This is a genomic window from Stenotrophomonas sp. FBCC-B152 (assembly GCF_059134105.1).
Map to the genome: position 1 here is coordinate 2309001 of NZ_CP101442.1, position 22886 is coordinate 2331886.

17 protein-coding genes are annotated in these 22886 nt (G+C 66.9%); 9 read left to right on the plus strand and 8 right to left on the minus strand.

The window, feature by feature from the left end; genetic code table 11:
- The first annotated feature begins 5 nt into the window (after positions 1–5).
- Both NMB40_RS10775 and NMB40_RS10780 read left to right on the plus strand, forming a co-directional pair.
- On the plus strand, positions 6–593 hold the full coding sequence (locus tag NMB40_RS10775; RefSeq protein WP_494358380.1) for a DUF2884 family protein: 588 nt from the start codon (positions 6–8) through the stop codon (positions 591–593).
- A 92-nt stretch (positions 594–685) separates the two neighbouring features.
- Positions 686–1111 (plus strand): hypothetical protein, encoded by a 426-nt coding sequence (locus tag NMB40_RS10780; RefSeq protein ID WP_282248044.1) that lies wholly within the window; start codon positions 686–688, stop codon positions 1109–1111.
- A gap of 516 nt (positions 1112–1627) precedes the next feature.
- On the opposite strand, the gene NMB40_RS10785 is transcribed toward NMB40_RS10780, so the two are convergent.
- Entirely contained in the window at positions 1628–3043 is a 1416-nt protein-coding gene (locus NMB40_RS10785; RefSeq protein ID WP_494358381.1) for a class II fumarate hydratase, read from the minus strand.
- Between the two features lie 263 nt (positions 3044–3306).
- Between NMB40_RS10785 and NMB40_RS10790 the strand changes: the two genes are divergently transcribed.
- The 7 genes from NMB40_RS10790 to lpdA all read left to right on the plus strand — a co-directional run bounded on the left by NMB40_RS10790 (position 3307) and on the right by lpdA (position 14147).
- On the plus strand, positions 3307–4641 hold the full coding sequence (locus NMB40_RS10790) for a hemolysin family protein (RefSeq protein WP_282248342.1): 1335 nt from the start codon (positions 3307–3309) through the stop codon (positions 4639–4641).
- Positions 4642–4676: 35 nt separating this feature from the next.
- On the plus strand, positions 4677–6044 hold the full coding sequence (gene purB, locus NMB40_RS10795) for an adenylosuccinate lyase (protein WP_494358382.1): 1368 nt from the start codon (positions 4677–4679) through the stop codon (positions 6042–6044).
- A gap of 382 nt (positions 6045–6426) precedes the next feature.
- Complete coding sequence (locus NMB40_RS10800; protein WP_494358383.1) at positions 6427–7860, plus strand: ribosomal protein uL16 3-hydroxylase; 1434 nt, start codon at positions 6427–6429, stop codon at positions 7858–7860.
- A 1-nt stretch (position 7861) separates the two neighbouring features.
- Positions 7862–8386, plus strand: a complete 525-nt coding sequence (locus tag NMB40_RS10805) for a DUF7931 domain-containing protein (protein ID WP_494358384.1) — start codon at positions 7862–7864, stop codon at positions 8384–8386.
- 184 nt (positions 8387–8570) lie between these two features.
- Complete coding sequence (locus tag NMB40_RS10810; RefSeq protein ID WP_494358385.1) at positions 8571–11402, plus strand: 2-oxoglutarate dehydrogenase E1 component; 2832 nt, start codon at positions 8571–8573, stop codon at positions 11400–11402.
- A gap of 42 nt (positions 11403–11444) precedes the next feature.
- Positions 11445–12647 carry a dihydrolipoyllysine-residue succinyltransferase gene (sucB, locus tag NMB40_RS10815; protein WP_494358386.1) on the plus strand — a complete coding sequence of 401 codons (1203 nt, stop codon included), beginning with the start codon at positions 11445–11447 and terminating at the stop codon, positions 12645–12647.
- Positions 12648–12710: 63 nt separating this feature from the next.
- Positions 12711–14147, plus strand: a complete 1437-nt coding sequence (gene lpdA / locus NMB40_RS10820) for a dihydrolipoyl dehydrogenase (RefSeq protein WP_494358387.1) — start codon at positions 12711–12713, stop codon at positions 14145–14147.
- Positions 14148–14199: 52 nt separating this feature from the next.
- Here lpdA and NMB40_RS10825 read toward each other — a convergent pair whose 3' ends face one another.
- The 7 genes from NMB40_RS10825 to NMB40_RS10855 form a co-directional block, all read right to left on the minus strand.
- Positions 14200–14415: a hypothetical protein gene (locus NMB40_RS10825; RefSeq protein WP_282248053.1), complete on the minus strand. Its 216-nt coding sequence runs from the start codon at positions 14413–14415 to the stop codon at positions 14200–14202.
- A 167-nt stretch (positions 14416–14582) separates the two neighbouring features.
- Positions 14583–16007: a replicative DNA helicase gene (locus NMB40_RS10830; RefSeq protein ID WP_494358388.1), complete on the minus strand. Its 1425-nt coding sequence runs from the start codon at positions 16005–16007 to the stop codon at positions 14583–14585.
- 217 nt (positions 16008–16224) lie between these two features.
- On the minus strand, positions 16225–16785 hold the full coding sequence (locus NMB40_RS10835; RefSeq protein ID WP_494358389.1) for an NADPH-dependent FMN reductase: 561 nt from the start codon (positions 16783–16785) through the stop codon (positions 16225–16227).
- Between the two features lie 240 nt (positions 16786–17025).
- The gene (gene asnB, locus NMB40_RS10840; protein WP_494358390.1) at positions 17026–18969 is read right to left on the minus strand and encodes an asparagine synthase (glutamine-hydrolyzing); all 1944 of its coding nucleotides are present in this window, start codon (positions 18967–18969) and stop codon (positions 17026–17028) included.
- A 3-nt stretch (positions 18970–18972) separates the two neighbouring features.
- Positions 18973–21252 carry a thiamine pyrophosphate-dependent enzyme gene (locus tag NMB40_RS10845; RefSeq protein WP_494358391.1) on the minus strand — a complete coding sequence of 760 codons (2280 nt, stop codon included), beginning with the start codon at positions 21250–21252 and terminating at the stop codon, positions 18973–18975.
- A gap of 99 nt (positions 21253–21351) precedes the next feature.
- Entirely contained in the window at positions 21352–21891 is a 540-nt protein-coding gene (locus NMB40_RS10850) for a GNAT family N-acetyltransferase (RefSeq protein ID WP_494358392.1), read from the minus strand.
- A gap of 94 nt (positions 21892–21985) precedes the next feature.
- Complete coding sequence (locus NMB40_RS10855) at positions 21986–22810, minus strand: glycine zipper 2TM domain-containing protein (protein WP_494358393.1); 825 nt, start codon at positions 22808–22810, stop codon at positions 21986–21988.
- Positions 22811–22886 lie beyond the last annotated feature (76 nt).

Below are 22886 nucleotides of genomic sequence, written 5' to 3' on the forward strand. Positions count from 1 at the left end.
CTCCCATGAACCTGCGACTGCTGCTGCCCACCCTGCTGCTGTGCCTGCCGTTGGCGGCCTGCAACAACACCGATTCGAACAAGACCGACCCGGCCACCGGCAAGCCGGTGGTGGATGCCGATTCGATCGGCAGGAAGGTCAAGGACGCCACGGACAAGGCGCGGGTGGAAATCGCCCAGGGCAACATCAAGATTTCCAACGACCAGAACGACAAGGCCGAGATCACCCCGCAGGGCGACCTGCTGATCAACGGCAAGGCGGTCACCATCGATGCCCAGCAGCGGGCGCTGCTGCTGGACTACCGCAAGCAGGTGGAAAAGCTGGCCGGCGCAGGCATGGACATCGGCGTGGCCGGTGCCAGCCTGGGCGTGAAGGCGGCCGGCGAAGCCCTGCGCGGGGTGTTCTCCGGCGACACGCAGGGCATCGAGGAGCGTGTGAATGCGGAAGCGGCCAAGATCGAAGCCAGCGCCAAGCAGCTGTGCGAGCTGCTGCCGACGATGATGGCCAAGCAGCAGGCCCTGGCAGCGGCGCTGCCCGAATTCAAACCGTACGCCAGCATGGACCAGAGCGACATCGACGACTGCCACAGCTGAGCCATCGCCACCTGCGACATCCGGTCGCAGGCAGGCCCGCTGCACGGGGGGAGGGCTACACTAGCCCTCCCCTTTTTTGTGCACTGCCGGCCATGAAGAAGCTGTACCTCCTGCTGTTGGCCCTGTTCTGCCTTGCCGCCACCGGCTGCGACCAGGAATACCGCAACCACCGCGCCGAGCGCAGCAAGCCGAAGATCACCGTCAGCGACGGCATGGTCACCGTGCGCCGCGCGCCGGCGCCGAACATCATCGTGCTGCCCAACGGCCACATGAAGATCGACGAGATCGAAATTCCGCTGGACGACAGCCAGCACGCGCTGCTGCAGCAGATGTTCGGCCAGCTCCAGGTGCTGCGCCAGAACACGCTCACCGATGCCCCGTACGACCCGGACAAGCGCGCTGTGAAGATCCAGGTGCCGCCGGGCATGCAGCCGATCCCGCCGGACCTGGTCACGCGTGTTCCGCAGTTCAAGGATTACACCGAGACGTTCGATAATTTGATGGCGGATCGGCGGTAACTGCTTAAGTCAAACGCCAGAGCCCTGGTCTGCTTACATTCGCGAGCAGGGCCGGCGGGTGCGGGGGTACGGGGGCGCCGTGAACCCTTCCATGGGGGCTCTTGCGAAACATCCATGTTTCGCAAAGCCCCCGTACCCCCGCACCCGCCGACCCTCAGACAGTTGGCTGGTGGGCAACGGAAATCGAGATCAACGGCAACGGCAACGCCGATTGTTTTCATGCGTCATCGAACGTGGTGACATTCCGTGCGGTCGTTTGGGAACCGACCCTACGCGACATCGTTGAATCCATCGCAAAAACCGGTCATCGACGCCCTGCATGGCTACTTTTTGCATCCGCACACGACCATCTATCGGGGGCGGCCGGCGGGCAGCCCCCGAAGGGACTGTCAAAAACATGGATGTTTTTGCCAAGCCTACATGGATGTATTTACGGCGTGTCCCGTAGGGGGCTGCCCGACGGCCGCCCCACTCGCAGAGATGGAAACGCTGCTCTTAGCTCTTAGCTCTTGGCTTTCAGCCGCCACCACCACCACCACCGGCATGAATGCCGCCAGCAGTAAGCGCCGCAGGATCCAGCAACCGGCGCAACTCGGCTTCAGACAACCCGCTGTCTTCCTTGGCCACATCCAGCACCGGCCGCTGTTCCTTGTACGCACGCTTGGCGATCGCCGCGGCCTTTTCGTACCCGATGATCGGGTTCAGCGCCGTCACCAGGATCGGGTTGCGGGCCAGCGCCTCGCGTACGCGGTCTTCGCGCACCTTCAGCCCGGCGATGGCCGTGTCGGCCAGCAGCCGCGAGATGTTGGAGAGCAGGCCGATGCCATCCAGCAGGTTCGCCGCGATCAGCGGCAGCGTCACGTTCAACTGGAAGTTGCCCGTCTGCCCCGCCACCGTGATCGCCGTGTGGTGCCCGATCACCTGCGCGCACACCATCACCGTCGCCTCCGGAATCACCGGATTGACCTTGCCCGGCATGATCGAACTGCCCGGCTGCAGCGCCGGCAGCTCGATCTCGCCCAGGCCCGCCAGCGGACCGGCATTCATCCAGCGCAGGTCGTTGGCGATCTTGATCAGCGCCACCGCCAGCGCATTGAGCTGGCCCGACAGTTCCACCGCATCGTCCTGCGCCGCCAGCCCCTCGAATTTGTTTTCCGCGCTGTCAAAGCGCACCCCGGTCTGCTGCTTCAGGCGCTTGGCCACGCGCTCGCCGAAGCGCGGGTCCGCATTGATGCCCGTGCCGATCGCCGTGCCGCCCAGCGGCAACCGGCGCAGCCGCTTTAGGCTGTCTTCCAGGCGCTCCTGCGCCGATGACAGCTGCGCCGACCAGGCGCCGAATTCCTGCTCGAAGGTCAGCGGCATCGCATCCATCAGGTGCGTGCGGCCGGTCTTGACCACCTTGCGCAGCGCGCGGCCACGCTTGTCGATGGTCTTGCGCAGGTGCACCAGCGCCGGCAGCAGCTGCTCCTGCACGCCCAGCAGCGCCGATACCCGCAACGCCGTCGGGATCACGTCGTTCGAGCTCTGGCCCTGGTTGACGTGGTCGTTCGGGTGCACCGTGGTCTTGCCCGCCTTGCCCGCGCGGTTGGCCAGCGTGGCGATCACCTCGTTGGCATTCATGTTCGACGAGGTGCCCGAACCGGTCTGGTAGATGTCGATCGGGAAGTGCGCATCGTGGCGGCCCTCGGCCACTTCGTCGGCCGCGCTTTCAATGGCCTTGCCGATGTTCTTCGGCAGGTGGCCCAGCTCGGCGTTGACCGCCGCTGCGGCGCCCTTCACCAGGCCCAGCGCGCGGATGAAACCGCGCGGCATGCGTTGGCCCGAGACCGGGAAATTGTCTACCGCGCGCTGCGTCTGCGCGCCCCACAGCGCATCTGCAGGCACCTGCAGTTCGCCCATGCTGTCGTGCTCGGTCCTGAAACCCTTGCTCATTGCATCACTCCGCGATTCTTTCAGTTGGGAAAGGGAACGGCGGCTGGCAACGGGCCTTCATTCCCTGGCTGGCGGCTGCAATCACGATACTCCCAAGCGGGAATGAATCCCAACCGCAGCCCGCATCGGCTAGACTCGGAATTCGTGTTCATTCAGGCATCACCACTCTCCATGGGCGACGACCCCCACTGTAGTACCCCGCACGCCGCGTCCGCGGCCCGTTGTACCGCCGTCAACTGCAGCGCGTTGCGCCGGGGCCGGCGATGATCGTCGGCAACCTGCTGCTCCTGTTGCTGGCCCTGTTCCTGGTGGTGCTCAACGGCTTCTTCGTGGCCGCCGAGTTCGCCCTCGTCAAACTGCGCCACACCCAGGCCGTCGGCCTGGCCGCCCGGCACGGCTGGCGCGGTCGCCTGCTGCTCAACGTGCATTCGCACCTGGATGCGTACCTCTCGGCCTGCCAGCTGGGCATCACCCTGTCCTCGCTGGGCCTGGGCTGGGTCGGTGAGCCCGCGTTCGCGCACCTGCTGCAGCCGCTGTTCGATGCGCTCGGCATGGGCCCGGAAGGCGCACGCCTGACCGCCTTCATCATCGCCTTCAGCCTGATCTCGTTCCTGCACATCGTGCTGGGCGAACTGGCGCCGAAATCCATGGCGATCCGCCGCCCGGAGGCCATGTCGCTGTGGACCGCCGCGCCGCTGTACCTGTTCTACTGGGCCATGTTCCCGGCGATCTGGCTGCTCAACCACAGCGCCAACGCGCTGCTGCGGCTGGCCGGCTGGGGCGATGTCGAGCACACCTCGCACCGCTACTCCCGCGAAGAACTCAAGCTGATCGTCGCGCGCCAGCAGCCCGGCGCCGGCGCACCGGACCAGGACCTGACCCTGATGAGCCACGCGCTGGAGCTGCCCGAACTGGTGGCCGGCGACCTGATGCGGCCGCGCGAACACATGCGCGTGTTCCGCCAGGGCATGGGCCTGGCCGAGGTGATGGCCGAGTTCGCCGAAAGCCGCTACAGCCGCTACCCCTGGTTCGACCGCGATGGCGAGGAAGTGCTGGGCATCCTGCACATGAAGGACCTGCTGGTGGAGATCGCCCGCAGCCAGCCCACCGACGACCTGCGCGCCCTGCTGCGCCCGGCCAACCTGATCGCGCTGGAAACCCCGGTCACCGCCGTGCTTGAGCGCTTCCGCACCGGTACCACGCACATGGCCCTGTGCGTGGAGGAACACGGCCGCATCCTGGGCTACTTCACCCTGGAAGACCTGCTGGAAGTGGTGGTCGGCGATATCGAGGACGAGCACCCGCACGTGGTCAAGGACGCGCCCACCCGGGGTGCCGACGGCAGCCTGCTGGTGGCCGGCTCCACCTCCATCTTCCGGCTGGAACGCCTGCTGGGCCGCGACCTCGCCGCCCCCGAACACCTCAATTCGGTCGGCGGGCTGATCGTGCACCAGCTCCAGCGCCTGCCCGAGGAAGGCGAGGAAGTGCGCATCGACGGCCAGCTGTTCACCGTCAAGCGCATGGCCGGCCACCGGATCCAGGCCGTCACCGTACGCCTGGCCCCCGAAGAGGCCGACGAGGACCCCGGGGCAGCGTAGAATGACGGCCCCCGCCGTCATTGCCTGCGCCCGCCATGTCCGAATTCGCCCTGCTCGCCCTGTCCCCGCTTGATGGCCGCTATGCCGGCAAGGTCGACGCCCTGCGCCCGATCTTCTCCGAATACGGCCTGATCAAGGCCCGCGTGGAGGTCGAAGTGGAGTGGCTGCTGGCCCTGGCCAACGAACCGGGCATCGCCGAGCTGGCACCGTTCCCGGCCGCCGCCGCCGCGCGCCTGCGCGCCCTGGCCGACGATTTCGCCCCGGCCCACGCCGCGCGGGTGAAGGAAATCGAGCGCACCACCAACCACGACGTCAAGGCCGTGGAGTACTTCATCAAGGAACAGCTCAAGGACGACGCCGAGCTGGCCCCGGCCCTGGAATTCGTGCATTTCGCCTGCACCAGCGAAGACATCAACAACCTCAGCTACGGCCTGATGCTGGAAGAAGCCCGCCGCACCGTGCTGCTGCCGTCGCTGGACGACATCGCCGCCCGCCTGCGCGCCCTGGCCCATGCCCAGGCCGAACAGCCGATGCTGTCGCGCACCCACGGCCAGACCGCCTCGCCCACCACCTTGGGCAAGGAAGTGGCCAACGTGGTCGCCCGCCTGGAGCGCCAGCGCCGCCAGATCGCCGCGGTCGAGCTGACCGGCAAGATCAACGGCGCGGTGGGCAACTACAACGCCCACGCCATCGCCTACCCCGACGTGGACTGGCCGGCCTTCGCCAAGCGCTTCGTCGAAAGCCTGGGCCTGGTGTTCAACCCCTACACCACCCAGATCGAGCCGCACGACAACATCGCCGAGATCGGCGACGCCGCCCGCCGCGCCAACATCATCCTGATCGACCTGGCCCGCGACATCTGGGGCTACATCTCGCTGGGTTACTTCAAGCAGAAGCTCAAGGAAGGCGAAGTGGGCTCCTCGACCATGCCGCACAAGGTCAACCCGATCGACTTTGAAAACGCCGAAGGCAACTTCGGCATCGCCAACGCCCTGTTCGAGCACTTCAGCGCCAAGCTGCCGATCAGCCGCTGGCAGCGCGACCTCACCGACTCCACCGTGCTGCGCGCGGTGGGCACCGCCTTCGGCCACAGCCAGGTCGCCCTGGACTCGCTGGCCAAGGGCCTGGGCAAGCTGACCGTGAACCCGGAACGCCTCAACGCCGACCTGGATGCGGCGTGGGAAGTACTGGCCGAAGCCGTGCAGACGGTGATGCGCCGTCATGGCCTGCCCAACCCCTACGAGCAGCTCAAGGCCCTGACCCGTGGCCAGGGCATCACCGCTGAGTCGATGAAGGCATTCGTGGAATCGCTGGACCTGCCGGAAGACGCCAAGCAGAACCTGCGCGAATTGACCCCGGGTGGGTACATCGGCCTGGCGGCGGGTTTGGCCAAGGCGATTTGATTCGCCACGAAACGAATTGACCCCAAACGGGGCGTCGGCAGATCCGGCGCCCCGTTTTCGTTTGGCGCACCGCCATTTCGGTCAATTCAATGCGTCACCGGGCGTGGGCAGGACCACGGCAGTTGGTTGGGACCCAACCCTACCCCGGTCCAGCAGCAATGGTGCAAGGCCGTTGCCGCGTAGGGACACGCCATGCGTGTCTGCTCTCGTTTCCGCGTACGACCATCTGCCGGCGAAGGCCGTAACAACCAACGCGCCAGCGGCTCTACGCGACAACCCACCACAGGTGCACATCGCCCCCAACCAGCGGACAATAGGCCGGCAAGCGCGCGTACACCGCCGCGCACCCCGTACTCCGTCTTTACGCTGCAAGGATTCCCCCATGGCTGTGCGCAAGACCAAAACCCCCGTCATCGAAGTCCAGGCCCGCCCCGGGCTGCCGCTGGGCATGCCCGCCGCGACCTTCCTGCGCGACTACTGGCAGAAGCGCCCGCTGCTGATCCGCGGCGCCTTCCCCGACTTTGAAACCCCGCTCCAGCCCGAAGACCTGGCCGGCCTGGCCTGCGAGGAAACCGCCCTGGCCCGCCTGATCACCCACGACCGCGCCACCGACGGCTGGTCCGTGCGCACCGGCCCGTTCCAGGAAGAAGAATTCCCCGGCATGCCCGACCACGACTGGACCCTGCTGGTCCAGGACGTCGACAAGTGGGACCCCGACGTGCGCGCCCTGATCAGCCACTTCGACTTCCTGCCGCGCTGGCGCATGGACGATGTGATGATCAGCTTCGCCGCCACCGGCGGCTCGGTCGGCGCCCACGTCGACCAGTACGACGTGTTCCTGCTGCAGGCCCATGGCCACCGCCGCTGGCAGATCGACGCCAGCGAATCCACCAAGGGCAAGCGCCCCCCGCTGGATTTCCGCAACGACGTCGAACTCAAGCTGCTGCGCCGCTTCAAGCCCACCCACGACTGGGTGCTCGCGCCCGGCGACATGCTGTACCTGCCGCCCAATGTCCCCCACAACGGCGTGGCCGAAGACCCCTGCCTGACCTTCTCCTTCGGCATGCGCGCCCCCGCCTCCGCCGAGCTCATCAGCGACTACCTGGACACCCTGATCATGGATGCCGACGAGGCCATCCGTTACCAGGACCCGGACCTGAAGGTGCCCGAAGACCCCAACGAGATCGACGCCGTGGCCATGGGCCGCGTGGTCCAGGCCCTCAACGCCATCCGCATGAACGACCCCGACCGCCTCGGCGACTGGTTCGGCCGTTTCATCACCACCTACCGCGCCGCCGGTGACGTGGTCGCCTCCGGCGAAGCGCTCCCGCGCGAAGAAGTCGAAGCCGCCCTGGCCGAAGGCATCGAACTCGGCCGCCACCCGTGGGCCCGCCTGGCCTGGCGCCGTGCCAAGCGCGGCGCCAGCCTGTACTGCAGCGGCCTCGAATTCGCCCTGCCGGTGAAGGACGCCCAGGCCCTGGCCGCCGCCGAACAGATCGGTGGCGCCCTGTACCAGAAGCTCTCGGCCAAGGGCCGCGACGCCCTGCACGCCCTGGTGGCCGGCGGCTATTACCAGCTGCTCGACGGCGAAGCGTTCGACGACGAAGACGAATACGCCGACGACGCAGTGGCCGAATACGAAATCATCGACGCCACCGAGACGGTCGAGGTCGTCGAGGATGAAGACGTCGAAGCCAACGTGCACGAAGTGACCATCCACGACGATGGCGTCGAAGTGATCGTCGATTTCGACGACACCGACGACAGCGACGACGACCAGGCCGTCGGCACCCCCGACGGCGGCGCCGGCTCCTGACATGGACGGGCCCGGCATCGCCCACCCGCGCATGCCCCGCGTGCCGGGCGGCGCGGTCGCCATCGACAACGCCGACGAGGCGGTGGCCATCACCACCGCCCTGGTCGAGCGTGCCCGCCGCCAGCTGTGGATCCACAGCCGCGTGCTCGACCCCGGCCTGCTCGATGCCCCACCGGTGCTGGAGGCGCTGCGCCGCTTCGCCACCGCCCGCCACGACAAGCAGGTCCAGCTGATCGTCCATGACACCGCCGCCATCGCCCAGGCCGGCTCGCCCCTGCTGGGCCTGGTCCAGCGCCTGCCCACCGTGATCCGGGTGCGCCAGGTGACCGACCCGATCGACCGCGCCCTCGCCTCGGCCTGCCTGCTCAACGACGCCGGCGACTACTACTTTCGTCTGAGTGGGCTCCGCTTCGACGGTGAAGCCGGGCTCGCCATGCCGGCACGTTCGCGACCGTTGCAGGACGGTTTGCAGCGCGTATGGGAACGTTCGCGCGATTGCAGCGAACTGCGCGCGCTTGGCCTGTAGTCCCTTTCCCGGTCCTGAACCTGTCTGGGAATGACACCACGGCCCCGCCGCAGGCCGTTCCGGTGCCCCTTCCTGTCTCGATGGGGGTACAATTTGGACCGTTAGATACCGCCCGTGCAGGGCTATTCATTTTCCCTGCCGGATCATCGAAGCCTTACCCCACAAGCGAATCCGACCCTCCATCGTGGACAATCTACTGAAGCAGTTTGCGCAGTCTTCGCAGCTCGCCGGCGGCAACGCCTCCTATATCGAGGATCTGTACGAGCAGTACCTCGTTTCTCCGGACAGTGTCGATCCCAAATGGAAGACCTACTTCGACGGCTTCAAGGGCCGCGAAGCCGGTGACATTCCGCATTCGGCCGTCATCGCCCATATCGCCGACGCCGCCAAAAACGCCGTCAAGGGCGGCGGCAACTCCGGTGCCAGCGACGAACGCGAGCGCAATGTCGGTCGCCTGATCACGGCGTACCGTTCGCGCGGCCACCTGGATGCCCGCCTGGACCCGCTGGGCCTGGCCCAGGCCGTCAACTCGCCGGACCTTGGCCTGCCGTTCCACAGCCTGTCCGAGGGTGACCTCAACGCCGAGTTCAGTACCGGCGGTGTCGGTGGCCAGCCGCGCATGAAACTGCGCGACCTGCTGGAGCGCCTGAAGAAGACCTACACCGGCTCGATCGGTGCGGAATTCATGCACATCTCCGAGGTCGAGCAGCGCCAGTGGATCTACCAGCGCCTGGAACTGGCCGGTGGCAACTACAGCCTGGACGCTGCCACCCAGCGCCGCACGCTGGAGCGCCTGACCGCCGCCGAAGGCCTGGAACGCTACCTGCACACCAAGTACGTCGGCCAGAAGCGCTTCTCGCTGGAAGGCGGCGATTCGCTGATCCCGATGATGGACACCATCATCCGTGACGCCGGCAAGGATGGCGTCAAGGACGTGGTGATCGGCATGGCCCACCGCGGCCGCCTCAACGTGCTGGTCAACACCCTCGGCAAGAACCCGCGCAAGCTGTTCGACGAGTTCGAAGGCAAGTTCGAGCACGACGAGCACGCCTCGGCCGGCGACGTGAAGTACCACATGGGCTTCTCGGCCGACGTGGCCACCGAAGGTGGCCCGGTCCACCTGGCGCTGGCGTTCAACCCGTCGCACCTGGAAATCGCCGACCCGGTCGTGGCCGGTTCCGTGCGTTCGCGCCAGGAGCGCCGCAAGGACACCGCCCGCAAGCAGGTCATGCCGATCCTGATCCACGGCGACGCGGCCTTCTCCGGCCAGGGCGTGGTCATGGAGCTGTTCCAGATGTCGCAGGCCCGCGGCTTCGCCGTCGGTGGCACGGTGCACATCGTGGTGAACAACCAGGTCGGCTTCACCACCTCGAACCCGGAAGACACCCGCTCGACCCGTTACGCCACCGACGTGGCCAAGATGATCGCCGCCCCGGTGCTGCACGTGAACGGCGACGATCCGGAAGCGGTGGTGTTCGCCGCGAAGCTGGCCTTCGAGTTCCGCCAGAAGTTCGCCAAGGACGTGGTCATCGACCTGATGTGCTACCGCCGTTGGGGCCACAACGAGGCCGACGAACCGGCAATCACCCAGCCGCTGATGTACCAGGTGATCCGCAAGCACCAGACCACCCGCGAGCTGTACGCCGCGCAGCTGGAACAGGCCGGCGTGATCGCCGCCGGTGCCGGCAAGGAAATGGTCGACGCCTACCGCAACAAGCTCGATGCCGGTGAAGTCACCACCGAACTGGCCAAGGTCGAGAAGACCCCGCCGAGCAGCGCGCTGTTCGTGGACTGGCCCAAGCTGCTGGAAGGCAAGCTGTCCGACCCGGTCTCCACCAAGGTGGACCCGGCGAAGCTGAAGCAGCTGGCCGACCTGATCAACACCGTGCCGGCCGAAGTGGAACTGCACTCGCGCGTGTCCAAGGTGTACGACGACCGCCGCAAGATGGCCGCCGGCGAGATCCCGGGCGACTGGGGCTTTGCCGAGAACCTGGCCTACGCCACCCTGCTCGACGAAGGCCATGCACTGCGCCTGGTCGGCCAGGACGTGGGCCGCGGTACGTTCACCCACCGCCACGCGATCCTGCACGACCAGAAGACCGACAACTACTACCTGCCGCTGCGGCAGCTGGTGGATTCGCCGGAGAAGGCCACCATCATCGATTCGCTGCTCAGCGAAGAAGCCGTGATGGCCTACGAGTACGGGTTCTCGACCACCGATCCCAACACCCTGTGCATCTGGGAAGGCCAGTTCGGCGATTTCGCCAACGGCGCCCAGGTGGTGATCGACCAGTTCATCGCTGCCGGCGAAGCCAAGTGGGGCCGTATCACCGGCCTGACCCTGCTGCTGCCGCACGGTTATGAAGGGCAAGGCCCGGAACACAGCTCGGCGCGCCTGGAGCGCTTCCTGCAGCTGTGCGCGCTGGAAAACATGCTCGTCGTGGTGCCGTCGACCCCGGCCCAGGCGTTCCACATGCTGCGCCGCCAGCTGCACCTGACCACCCGCAAGCCGCTGGTGGTGATGTCGCCCAAGTCGCTGCTGCGCCACAAGCTGGCCGTGTCGACCCTGGACGAGCTGGCCAACGGCGAGTTCCAGCACCTGATCGGCGATGCCAAGGCAGAGGCCAAGAAGGTCAAGCGCGTGGTGCTGTGTTCGGGCAAGGTCTACTACGACCTGCTGGAAGACCAGACCAAGCGCGGCCAGGACGACGTTGCCATCATCCGCGTGGAACAGCTGTACCCGTTCCCGCGCGCGCTGCTGGCGGCCGAACTGAAGAAATACGGCAAGGCCACCGACGTGGTGTGGACGCAGGAAGAACCGCAGAACCAGGGCGCGTGGTACCAGATCCGCCACCACCTGCAGTTCTGCCTGGCCGATGGCCAGAGCCTGCACTACGCCGGTCGCGCCCGTTCGGCCTCCCCGGCTGCCGGTCACATGGCGGACCACATCATCGAACAGCAGAAGCTGGTCGCCGATGCACTGGTCAACCCGTTCAACGACGCGGTCGCTGAATAACTTTCCCCTCATTCCAGAAAAGACAAACCAGGAAGCCCCCGCATGGCCACCGAAGTCAAAGCCCCGGTACTGCCCGAATCCGTCGCCGACGGCACCATCGCCACCTGGCACAAGAAGGTCGGCGACGCCGTCAAGCGTGACGAAAACCTGCTCGACCTGGAAACCGACAAGGTCGTGCTGGAAGTGCCGTCGCCGGTTGATGGCGTGCTGAAGGAAATCAAGTTCGAGGTGGGTGCCACCGTGACCTCGAGCCAGGTCGTGGCGATCATCGAGGAAGGTGCCGTTGCTGCTGCACCGGCCCCGGCTGCTGAAGCCAAGCCGGCCGCTGCTGCTCCGGCCGCAGCCGCCGCCCCGGCCGCTGCTGCCGCGCCGGCCCCGGCCTCAAAGTCCGCTGCCGATGCCCTGCCCCCGGGCGCGCGCTTCTCCGCGATCACCGAAGGCGTGAACCCGGCTGATGTGGACGGCACCGGCCGTCGCGGCGCGGTGACCAAGGAAGACATCGTCAACTTCGCCCGCAACGGCGGCGCCGGCAAGGCCGGTGGCGCACGTCCGGAAGAACGCGTGCCGATGACCCGCATCCGCAAGCGCATCGCCGAACGCCTGATGGAGTCCAAGAACTCCACCGCCATGCTGACCACCTTCAACGAAGTCGACCTGTCCAAGGTGTCGGCTGCGCGCAAGGACCTGCAGGACGAGTTCGTCAAGGCGCACGGCATCAAGCTGGGCTTCATGAGCTTCTTCGTGAAGGCCGCCGCCAACGCGCTGCAGCGCTTCCCGCTGGTGAACGCCTCGATCGACGGCGACGACATCATCTACCACGGCTACTCGGACATCTCCATCGCGGTGTCGACCGAGAAGGGCCTGGTCACGCCGGTGCTGCGCAACGTCGAGCGCATGTCGTTCGCCGACATCGAAAAGACCATTGCCGACTACGCCAAGAAGGCCCGTGACGGCAAGCTGAGCCTGGAAGAACTGCAGGGCGGCACCTTCACCGTGACCAACGGCGGCACCTTCGGTTCGCTGCTGTCCACCCCGATCATCAACCCGCCGCAGAGCGCCATCCTGGGCATGCATGCCATCAAGGAGCGCCCGATCGCCCAGAACGGCCAGGTCGTGATCGCGCCGATGATGTACCTGGCAATGTCCTACGACCACCGCATCATCGATGGCAAGGATTCGGTGCAGTTCCTGGTGGACATCAAGAACCAGCTGGAAAACCCGGGCCGCATGCTGTTCGGCCTGTAAGACCTCCCGCCCCTTCCGCGCCTGCGCGGAGGGGGTTCTGGTAAAGCATCAAGGACTATTTCAATGGCTGAACAATTCGACGTCGTCGTCATCGGTGCCGGCCCGGCCGGTTACCACGCTGCCATCCGCGCCGCGCAGTTGGGCCTGAAGACCGCCTGCATCGACGCCGCACTGGGCAAGGATGGCAAGCCGGCGCTGGGCGGTACCTGCCTGCGCGTGGGCTGCATTCCGTCCAAGGCGCTGCTGGACTCCTCGCGCCAGTTCTGGAATATGGGCCACATCTTTGGCGACCACGGCATCAGCTTCAAGGATGCCAAGATGGACGTCGAGGCGATGGTTGGCCGCAAGGACAAGATCGTCAAGCAGTTCACTGGCGGCATCGCCATGCTGTTCAAGGCGAACAAGGTCACTGCCTACTACGGTTTCGGTGAACTGCAGCCGGGCAACGTGGTCAAGGTCACCCAGCACGACGGTTCCATCGTCGAGCTCAAGGGCACCAACGTGATCATCGCCGCCGGTTCGGATTCGATCGAACTGCCGTTCGCCAAGTTCGACGGCGACACCATCGTCGACAACGTCGGCGGCCTGGACTTCACCGAAGTGCCGGCCCGCCTGGCCGTGATCGGCGCCGGCGTGATCGGCCTGGAACTGGGCAGCGTGTGGAAGCGCCTGGGTGCGGAAGTGACCATCCTGGAAGCGCTGCCGACCTTCCTGGCCGCTGCCGATGCCGAAGTGGGCAAGGTCGCCGCCAAGGAATTCAAGAAGCAGGGCCTGGACATCCGCCTGGGTGCCAAGGTCTCCAAGGCCGAAGTGACCGGCAAGGGCAAGAAGAAGGAAGTCGCCCTGACCTACACCGACGCCGAAGGCGAGAAGAGCCTGGTGGTGGACAAGCTGCTGGTGGCCGTGGGCCGTCGCGCCGCGACCAAGGGCCTGCTGGCCGAAGGTACCGGCGTCAAGGTCAACGAACGTGGCCAGATCGAAGTGGACGACCACTGCCACACCGGCGTCAACGGCGTGTGGGCGGTCGGCGACTGCGTGCGCGGCCCGATGCTGGCGCACAAGGGCTTCGAGGAAGGCATCGCGGTGGCCGAACTGATCGCGGGCCTGCCGGGCCACGTGAACATGGACACCATTCCGTGGGTCATCTACACCGAGCCGGAGCTGGCCTGGGTCGGCAAGACCGAAGAACAGCTCAAGGCAGAAGGCATTCCGTACAAGGCCGGCAGCTTCCCGTTCGCCGCCAACGGCCGTGCCGTGGCGATGATCGAGCCGGCGGGCTTCGTGAAGGTGCTGGCCCACTCCGAGACCGACCGCATCCTGGGCATGCACCTGGTCGGCGCCAACGTGTCCGAGCTGGTCCACGAAGGCGTGCTGACCATGGAGTTCAGTGGTTCGGCCGACGACCTGGCCCGCATCTGCCACGCCCACCCGTCCCTGTCGGAAGTCGTCCACGACGCCGCCATGGCCGTGAGCAAGCGCGCGATCCACAAGGCCAACTGACCGGCCCCGTGGTGATGCAACGAAAAACCCCGCCTCGGCGGGGTTTTTTGTTTCAGGCCGTCGTGGCGCGGCCGCCGCCGAGCAGGCGGGCCGGCAGCATGAACACTGCGCCCAGGAAGGCGAACAACGCCGAGAAGGTGATGCCGACCAGGCGGAACGGCAGGCTCAGCAGCCACACCAGCGGCCAGGCCAGCAGGGCCAGGATCGCCAGCGGCCAGCACAGCACGAACAGCAGGCACCACACGCCGAGCGCGAACAGGGTCTTCATGACGGGTCTCCGGGCGGCACCTTGCCGCTGCGGGACCACGTTGCCGCCCTGCCCGGCCGTATTCAACCGGTTTGCGACGAAACCCCGGATCCGCCGACGAAACGCGTACCCACCAACGGTGGGCACCTACCGCGGTAGCGCACGACCGTTGGTCGTGCGCGCTTCCTTCATTCGAACGAACCCACCGAATCGTGCGAGAGGTTGTCGAAACGGGTGTATTCGCCGAAGAACTTGAGCTTGCACGAGCCGGTCGGGCCGCCTCGGTGCTTGCCGATGATGATCTCGGCCAGGCCCTTGTCCGGGGAATTTTCCTTGTTGTAGTAATCGTCGCGGTAGATGAACACGATCATGTCCGCGTCCTGCTCGATTGCGCCGGATTCGCGAAGGTCGGCCATCACCGGGCGCTTGTCGGTTCGGGTTTCCAGCGAGCGGTTGAGCTGCGACAGCGCGATCACCGGAACGTTCAGTTCCTTGGCCAGGCCTTTGAGCGAACGCGAGATTTCCGAGATTTCGGTCGCGCGGTTTTCGCTGTTGCCCGGCACGCTCATCAGCTGCAGGTAGTCGATCACGATCAGGCCCAGGTCGTGCTCGCGCTTGAGGCGGCGGCACTTGGAGCGCAGGATCTCCGGCGACACGCCCGGCGTGTCGTCGATGAAGATCTTGGTTTCCTTCAGCATGCGGATGGCGCCGGTGACCCGGCTCCAGTCCTCGTCTTCCAGCTGGCCGGTACGCAGGCGCTGGGCGTTGATGCGACCGTTCGACGAAATCAGGCGCATCGCCAGCTGCGAGGCCGACATTTCCATCGAGAACACCGCCACGCCCTTCTTGGACTTGATGGCGGCGTACTCGGCGATGTTCAGCGCGAAGGTGGTCTTGCCCATGGCCGGGCGCGCGGCCAGGATGATCAGGTCGGTCGGCTGCAGGCCGGCGGTCATCGCGTCGAAGTCCGCATAGCCGGTGGGCAGGCCGGTGATGTTGCCGCCGTTCTCGAAGCGGTTGCGCAGTTCTTCGAAGGCATTCTTCAGCGCGCCGGGCATCGCCACGAAATCGGTACGGCCGCGCGCGCCCTGCTCGGCGATGGCGAACACGGATTTTTCCGCCGCCGACAGCAGTTCGCTGCTCTCGCGGCCTTCGGGCTGGAAACCATCGTTGACGATGTCGGTGCCGACCTGGATCAGCTGCCGCAGCACCGCCTTGTCGCGCACGATCTCGGCATAGGCCGAGATGTTGGCCGCCGACGGCGTGGTGCTGGCCAGTTCGATCAGGTAGGCGCCATCGCCGACCAGCTCCATCTTGCCCTGCGATTCGAACCACTCGCCCAGGGTCACCGCATCGAACGGGCGGTCGCGCTCGGACAGCTCGCGGATCGCGCGGTAGATGGTCTGGTGGTCGCGCCGGTAGAAGTCGGTTTCGGTCAGCTGGTCGTTGATCCGGTCATAGCTTTCCGGGGCCAGCATCAAGCCGCCCAGCACCGCCTGTTCGGCCTCGATCGAATGCGGAGGCACGCGCAGCGCATCGATGCGCATCTCGTCGCGATCAAAGCGGTCACCGCGGTCTTTGCGGTCGGAACGGAAGCCGGAGCGGGCGGACATGACGGGGTGTTCTTCCTGCAGAGTGGAGCGTGGGACATGGTAGGCACGGAGCGGCCGCCACAGCCATGCACAACCCTGTGGATAAGCGGTGGATAGCCAGAGGCGCGACGCGAAGGCGGCACGACCAACGGTCGTGCCCTACCGGTACCAATTACCCGGGGTAGCGCACGACCGTTGGTCGTGCGCCGGTATCCCCATTATCGCAGAACCGCCCGGTTCAATGCTGACCGCCGTGGGTGGCGATCCAGGCCAGGAACTTGTCGACGAACCCCTGCAGGAAGTCTCGGGTGCCTTCATTGCTGATGGTCCCCTGCCCGTCGATCAGGCCTTCCTTGAAATGAATGAACGCCTCGGGCTGGCCCAGTACCGGCATGTCCAGGTAGGCCAGGATGTTGCGCAGGTGCTGCTGGGCCAGCGCGGTGCCGATCACGCCGATGGAGGCGCCGATCACCGCCGCAGGCTTGCCGGCGAACGCGCTGTGGCCATAGGGGCGCGAGCCCAGGTCGATGGCGTTCTTGAGCACGCCCGGCACCGAACGGTTGTATTCAGGGGTGACGAACAGCACCGCATCGGCCTTGCGGATCTGCTCCTTCAGGCGCAGGCCTTCGGCCGGGTAGGCCTTGTCGAAGTCCTGGTTGTACAGCGGCAGGTCGCCGATCTGCACGTACTCGAAGCGGGCCTTGCCGGCGGCCAGCTTCTCCAGCGCATGGGCCAGGGCCTGGTTGTGCGAGCCGGTGCGCAGGCTGCCGACCAGCACGGCGATGGTAGGTTGGGCCATGGGGGGTCTCCGTTGAGGGGAAGACCCAGCCTAGGCCGGAGCAGCGTTCGGGGCGGTGAAGGAACGACGGCGCCGGACACCCGGTGGTAGGTTCGGTTCCCAAACGAACGCACGCGATGTAGATCGGCACGCGGACGCATGACCTCTGCCGGAGAGGCGATTCCGTTCGGAGGTCATGCCCCACCGAATGCAACCACCACCCCGTGCAGTCGATCGGGATGCGACTCTACCGATGCGCGGTCAGGCGTTCACCACCGCTGCCCTCACCTCTTTCCAATGCGCCTGCCACGCCTGGAACATCAATACGTTCCACAGGTGGGTGTGCCACTTGCGTTCGCCCTGCTGGAACTGCTTCCACAGCGGAACAATGGCCTCCACATGGAATACCCCTTCGGCCTGCAATCGCGCCGGATCCAGCAGTTCATCGGCCCAACCGCGCAGGTCGCCCTTCAACCACGCGCTGACCGGCGCGCCAAAGCCGCGCTTGGGCCGGTGCACCATGTCCTGCGGCACGTAACGGCCCAGCACCCGCTTCAGCAGATACTTGCTCACCCCGTCGCGCTGCTTCATCGACAGCGGCAGCGACCAGGCGAACTCGGCCACGCGCCAGTCCAATAGCGGCGCGCGGGCCTCCAGGCTGACCGCCATGCTGGTGCGGTCCACCTTGCACAGCAGGTCATCTGGCAGGTAGGTGCTGAAATCGGCCAGCATCATCGCGTCGGCCGGCGAGCCGGCGCCATGCAGCGGATCGGCCAGATCGTAGAAGCTGCCCGCCCCACGCGCGCCAATCACCGCCGACACCGGGTCGCGCCAGCGCGAAATGCGGTTGCGGTACACATCGCCGATGCCGCGCGCGCCGGTTTCAGCCAGCAGCGCAGCCAGGCCGCCGGTGCGCGAGGCCTCGCCCTGGGTCTGCGAATGGGCGGCCATCCAGCGCCGCAGCGGCGCCGGCACCCGGCCCAGCAGCGTCCAGTTGCGCAGCGCGCGCTGGTAGCGGCTGTAGCCGAAGAACAGTTCATCGCCGCCGTCGCCGGACAGCGCCACGGTGACCGCGCTGCGCGCCAGCCGTGCCACCAGCGCGGTCGGCACCTGCGAGGCATCCGCGAACGGCTCGTCGAACATCGCCGGCAGCCCGGGCACCACCGCCAACGCATCGGTACCGCTCACGTACAACTCGGTGTGGTCGGTGCCCAGGTGGGTGGCCAGCGCCTTGGCCAGCGGCGCCTCGTCGTGGTCCGAGCCCTGGAAACCGATGCTGAAACTGTGGATCGGCGTGGACGACTGCGACTGCATGAGCGCCGCCACCACCGACGAATCGGTGCCGCCGGACAGGAACACGCCCACCGGCACGTCGGCCACCATGCGCAGCCCGACTGCATCGCGCAGCAGGGCATCGAGCCGGTTCTCCGCCTCATCGTCGGTGCCCACGAACGGCGACGCCAGCGCCTGCTGCATGCGCTCGCGCGCGTTCCAGAACGGCAGCTGCTGCTGGTCGGGGCGGTGTGCGGCCGCACCGGCGGCCACCGCGGCGGCATCCAGGCGCAGCACCCGGCCCGGCATCAGCTTGAAGCAGCGTTCGTGGATGCAGTGCGGGGCGGGAATGTAGTCCAGCCGCATCAGCAGGGTCAGCGCGTCGCGGTCGATGTCGTTGTCGAACGCGGGGTGTTGCCACAGCGCCTTCAGTTCGGAACCGAACACCAGCGTGTCGCCGGCCCAGCCGTAGTACAGCGGCTTCTTGCCGACCCGGTCGCGGGCCAGCCACAGGCATTGCTCGGCGCGGTCCCACAGGGCGATGGCGAACATGCCGTTGGCACGCTGCAGGGTTTCGTCCAGGCCCCAGGCTACGAACGCGGCCAGCAGCACTTCGGTGTCGGAATGCCCACGGAAGGCGTGGCCGCGCTCCTCCAGCTCCAGCCGTAACGCGGCGAAGTTGTAGACCTCCCCGTTGTAAGCCAGCACATAGCGGCCATCGTCGGACGCCATCGGCTGGTGGCCCAGCGGCGACAGGTCGAGGATGCTCAGCCGGCGATGCGCCAGCGCGATCCCGCTGGCCGCGTCGGCCCACACCCCGCTGTCATCCGGCCCACGGTGTACCAGCGCATCGCCCATGCGGCGCGCCTGCTGTTCCAACGCGGCCTGCTCCCGTACGGGGGCGGCCAGCAACATTCCTGCCAGTCCACACATGCGTCAATGGTCCTGCGCCAACACCCGCGCGGCGCTTGTTACCGCATTGTCGCTTGGAAGCACGCACATTGCTGCCCCCGCCAGCGGCGTATAGGTGTCGGCGCCGCAGACGCGCTGCAGCGGCAGGTGGCCCAGGCCGGCCTCGACCAGCGCGGTGATCACGCCCTCGCCCACGCCGGCGCTGTGCCGGCCCTCGTCCACCACCAGAACCCGCTGCGCATCGGCCCCCTGCCCGGCGATGAAGCCGGCGTTGAGCGGCACCAGCCAGCGCAGGTCGACCACCCGCACCTGCCAGCCCAGTTCGGCTTCGAGGGTGCGCGCCGCGCGCAGGCTCATCGGCACGCCGTTGCCGTAGGTGAAAATCACCAGGTCGTTGGCCTCCGGCGCGTATACGCGGCCTTCGCCCAGCACCAGCGCCTGGTCCGGCGCGGGGTACGGGAACAGCCACTGGCCATCGCCCGGTGCGTACAGGTCCTTGGTCATGTACAGCGCGATGGGCTCCAGGAACACCGCCACCCGCCCATCGACCTGGGCCAGCGCCGCCAGCGTGCGCAGCATCATCGCCGCATCGTCGCCGCGCGAGGCGCAACCCACCACCAGCCCGGGGATGTCGCGCAGCGCGGCGATCGAGTTGTCGTTGTGGAAGTGGCCGCCGAAGCCCTTCTGGTAGCCCAGCCCGGCAATGCGCACCAGCATCGGGTTGCGGTACTGGTCGTTGGAGAAGAACTGCAGCGAACAGGCCTCGCCGCGCAGCTGGTCGGCGGCGTTGTGCAGGTAGGCCAGGTACTGGATTTCCGGGATCGGCAGCATGCCAAGGTTGGCCAGGCCCTGGGCCATGCCCAGGATCATGGTTTCATCCAGCAGCGTGTTGAACACCCGGCGCGGGCCGAAGGCTTTCAGCAGCCCCTTGCTGACCGTGTACACCCCGCCCTTCTGCGCGACGTCCTCGCCGAACAGCAGTGACGAGGGGTACTTGCACAGCAGGTCGTGCAGGGCCTGGTTGATCTGGATGGCCAGGTGTCGCGGCGGCTGCCGTTCTGGCAACTGCGCCGCGCTGCCAAACACCGCTTCGCGCGCCTCCGCCGCCGGCACCCGGCGGGCTTCGGCATGTACGGCCGCGGGGGTGTACGGCGCCAATGGCGCCATGATCTCGGCAAGCTCGCCCAGTTTGGGCCGCTGGTCGGCCGCGTCGGCGGCAGCGAAGCAGCGCGCGCGCATCGCCTCGTAGCGTTCCAGCAGCTGGGCAGGCGTCATCCAGCCGGATTCCAGCGCGATCTGCGCCGAACGCAGCAGCGGATCGGCCGCCTCGGCCGCGCACAGCTCCGGCAGCGGTCGCCACTCGATCTCGAAGTCGGTCCCGGCGTGCCCCATCAACCGCGTGGTGCGCAGGTGCAGGAAGGTCGGGCGGCGGGTCCGGCGGCAATGGTCCAGCGCGCGTTGCACCTGCGCGTGGCCGCTGGCCAGGTCCAGGCCATCGGCGAAGAAGTAGTCCAAGCCGGGCCGGTGGCTGAAGCTGTCGGCAATCCACCCGTCCGGCGTCTTCACCGAAATGCCGATGCCATTGTCTTCGCACACGAACAGCACCGGGGCCGGCAGGCGCTGGTAGGCAGCCCAGGCGGCGGTGTTGAACGCGGTCTGCGCGGTGGCATGGTTGGCCGAGGCATCACCGAACGAGCAGATCACCACGCTGTCGTCGGGGATCGGCAGGCCATGGCCGATGCGGCGCGCGCTTTCAATGGCCAGTGCGGTGCCCAGCGCCTTGGGCAGGTGCGAGGCGATGGTGGAGGTCTGCGGCAGCACCCACAGGGGCTTGCTGCCCCAGACCTTGTGCCGGCCGCCGCTGGCCGGATCGTCGCGGCTGGCGGCGAAGGACAGCGCCGCGTCCATCACCGGGTCCATGCCCGGCAGCTGGCGGAAGCGCTCGGCCATGAACGCGCCGGAGCGGTAATGCAGGAATGCCGGATCGGTGTGCCGGGCCAGCCGCGCCACCAGCGCATTGCCTTCGTGGCCGGACGAGCCGATGGTGTAGAAGACCTTGTTCTGCACGCGCAGCACGCGCGCCATCAGGTCCAGGTGGCGGCTGACCAGCTGCGACTCGAACAGCGCATCGAAGCCCCGCGCATCCAGCGTGCTGCCCGGCAGGATCGGCGCATCGTCGGCGGGGCGTGGCGCACCGGGGCCATCCCAGCGCTGCACGAAGTCGATGAAGTTGGCGTCGCAGATCTCGGCCCGGTTCAGGCCCTTCATGCGCGCAGGAATCGGATCAGGAACCACGGCAACCATGCACACCCTCCAGCTGAGCCGAACGGACGACCGCGCCGAGCATCGCCTCAACCGCCGCCGCTTGCCAAGCGCAGGTGCACAAAAAGGGGGACGGAGGTGTTACAGATTACGTCGCCACTGGTCCCGCGACTGCCCCCATATCTCGATCGGCTTGCCATCGTGCGGCGGCGGCAGCTCGCCCATGCGCAGCAGCGTGCTGTCGAGCTTGCGCGCGACCGCCTTGGAGTTCTCATTGGCCGTGTCGATGGTGTGGATCACCTCGTCCCAGCCGAGCGTGTCAAACGCCCAGTCGATGGCAGCCACCGCTGCCTCCGGTGCGTAGCCCCTGCCCCAGCTGGCGTGGCGGATGCTCCAGCCGACTTCGGTGCCCGGCCAGTCCAGCGGTTGCCACGGCCCCATGCGCCCCACCCAGTCGCCGCTGCTCTTTTCGATCACCGAAAACATCGAGAAGCCATACAGGTGCCAACTGCCCGCCAGGCAGCTGAAACTGCGCCAGGCCTGGGAAGGCGCCTGCACGCCGCCCAGGTGCTGCATCACCTGCGGATCGGTGCAGAACTGCAGGAAGGCGTCGAAGTCCTCCGCGCGCGGCGGGCGCAGGATCAGCCGGTCGGTTTCCAGGCGCAGGTCGAAAATGCTCATGGGGTACCCCGTTGGTAAGCCGGGTGCCATCTTCGCAGAACGAAAGAGGCCGGCAACATGCCGGCCTCTTCGTACGTACTGCACAGCGCCCCGATTACTGGCGGGCGGTATCCAGCGCAGCGGTCTGGGTGACCAGCTGGCCATCCACCACCGGCAGGCGGTCGCTGCTGGGCTTGTTGGCCATCTTGACGGTCTTTTCAACGCCGTCATAGCGGTAGGTCACGTTGTAGCCGGTGACGTTGTTGGTGGTGCCCATGGCGATGCGGTTGCCCGGCTTGCTGGCCATGCGCATGGTGCCGGTGGTGCCGTCTTCATTGCGGTAGGTCACGTTGTAGCCGGTCACCTTGGTCGACTCGGAGGTCGCAGTCTCGGTGTGGCACTGGCGCTCGGTACGGTTGACCACGCGGCCACCGACGTGGCGCTTGTCCACCTGGTTGCCGATCACGCCGCCAGCGACGGCGCCGGCTGCAGTGGCGGCCTTGCGACCATTACCGCCGCCCACCTGGTTGCCCAGCAGGCCACCGATGACCGCACCGGCCACGGTGCCGCCGACGTTGCCATCGCGCTCGGGCAGGCGTTCCTGCACCACCACGTCATTGCAGACCTCGTGCGGGGTCTGGGTGGTGGAGGTCTCACGCACCGGCTCGGTGCCGATCACGGTGGCGTAGGCCTTTTCCTTCTGGGTCAGCGGATCGACCTTGACCACGTCGGCGTATTCCAGCCGGCCGGCCTTGTCCACGGCCACGTCGTCGGTGGCAGCGCCATCGTCGGCCAGCGGCGTGGTGTCCAGGCTCGGGCGGGTCTGCGCGGCGGTAATCGGGTCGGTGGAATTACCGCTTTTCATGAAGGCGGCGGTGGCGATGCCCCCGACCAGCAGGGCGCCCGCGGCGACCAGGACAGTAGTAGTTGTGCTTTTCATATCCGACTCCCTGCGGACGATCCGCAACGTTCTTGATGCGGATTCCAGCATGCGAACCCTGAACGGTATCTCCACA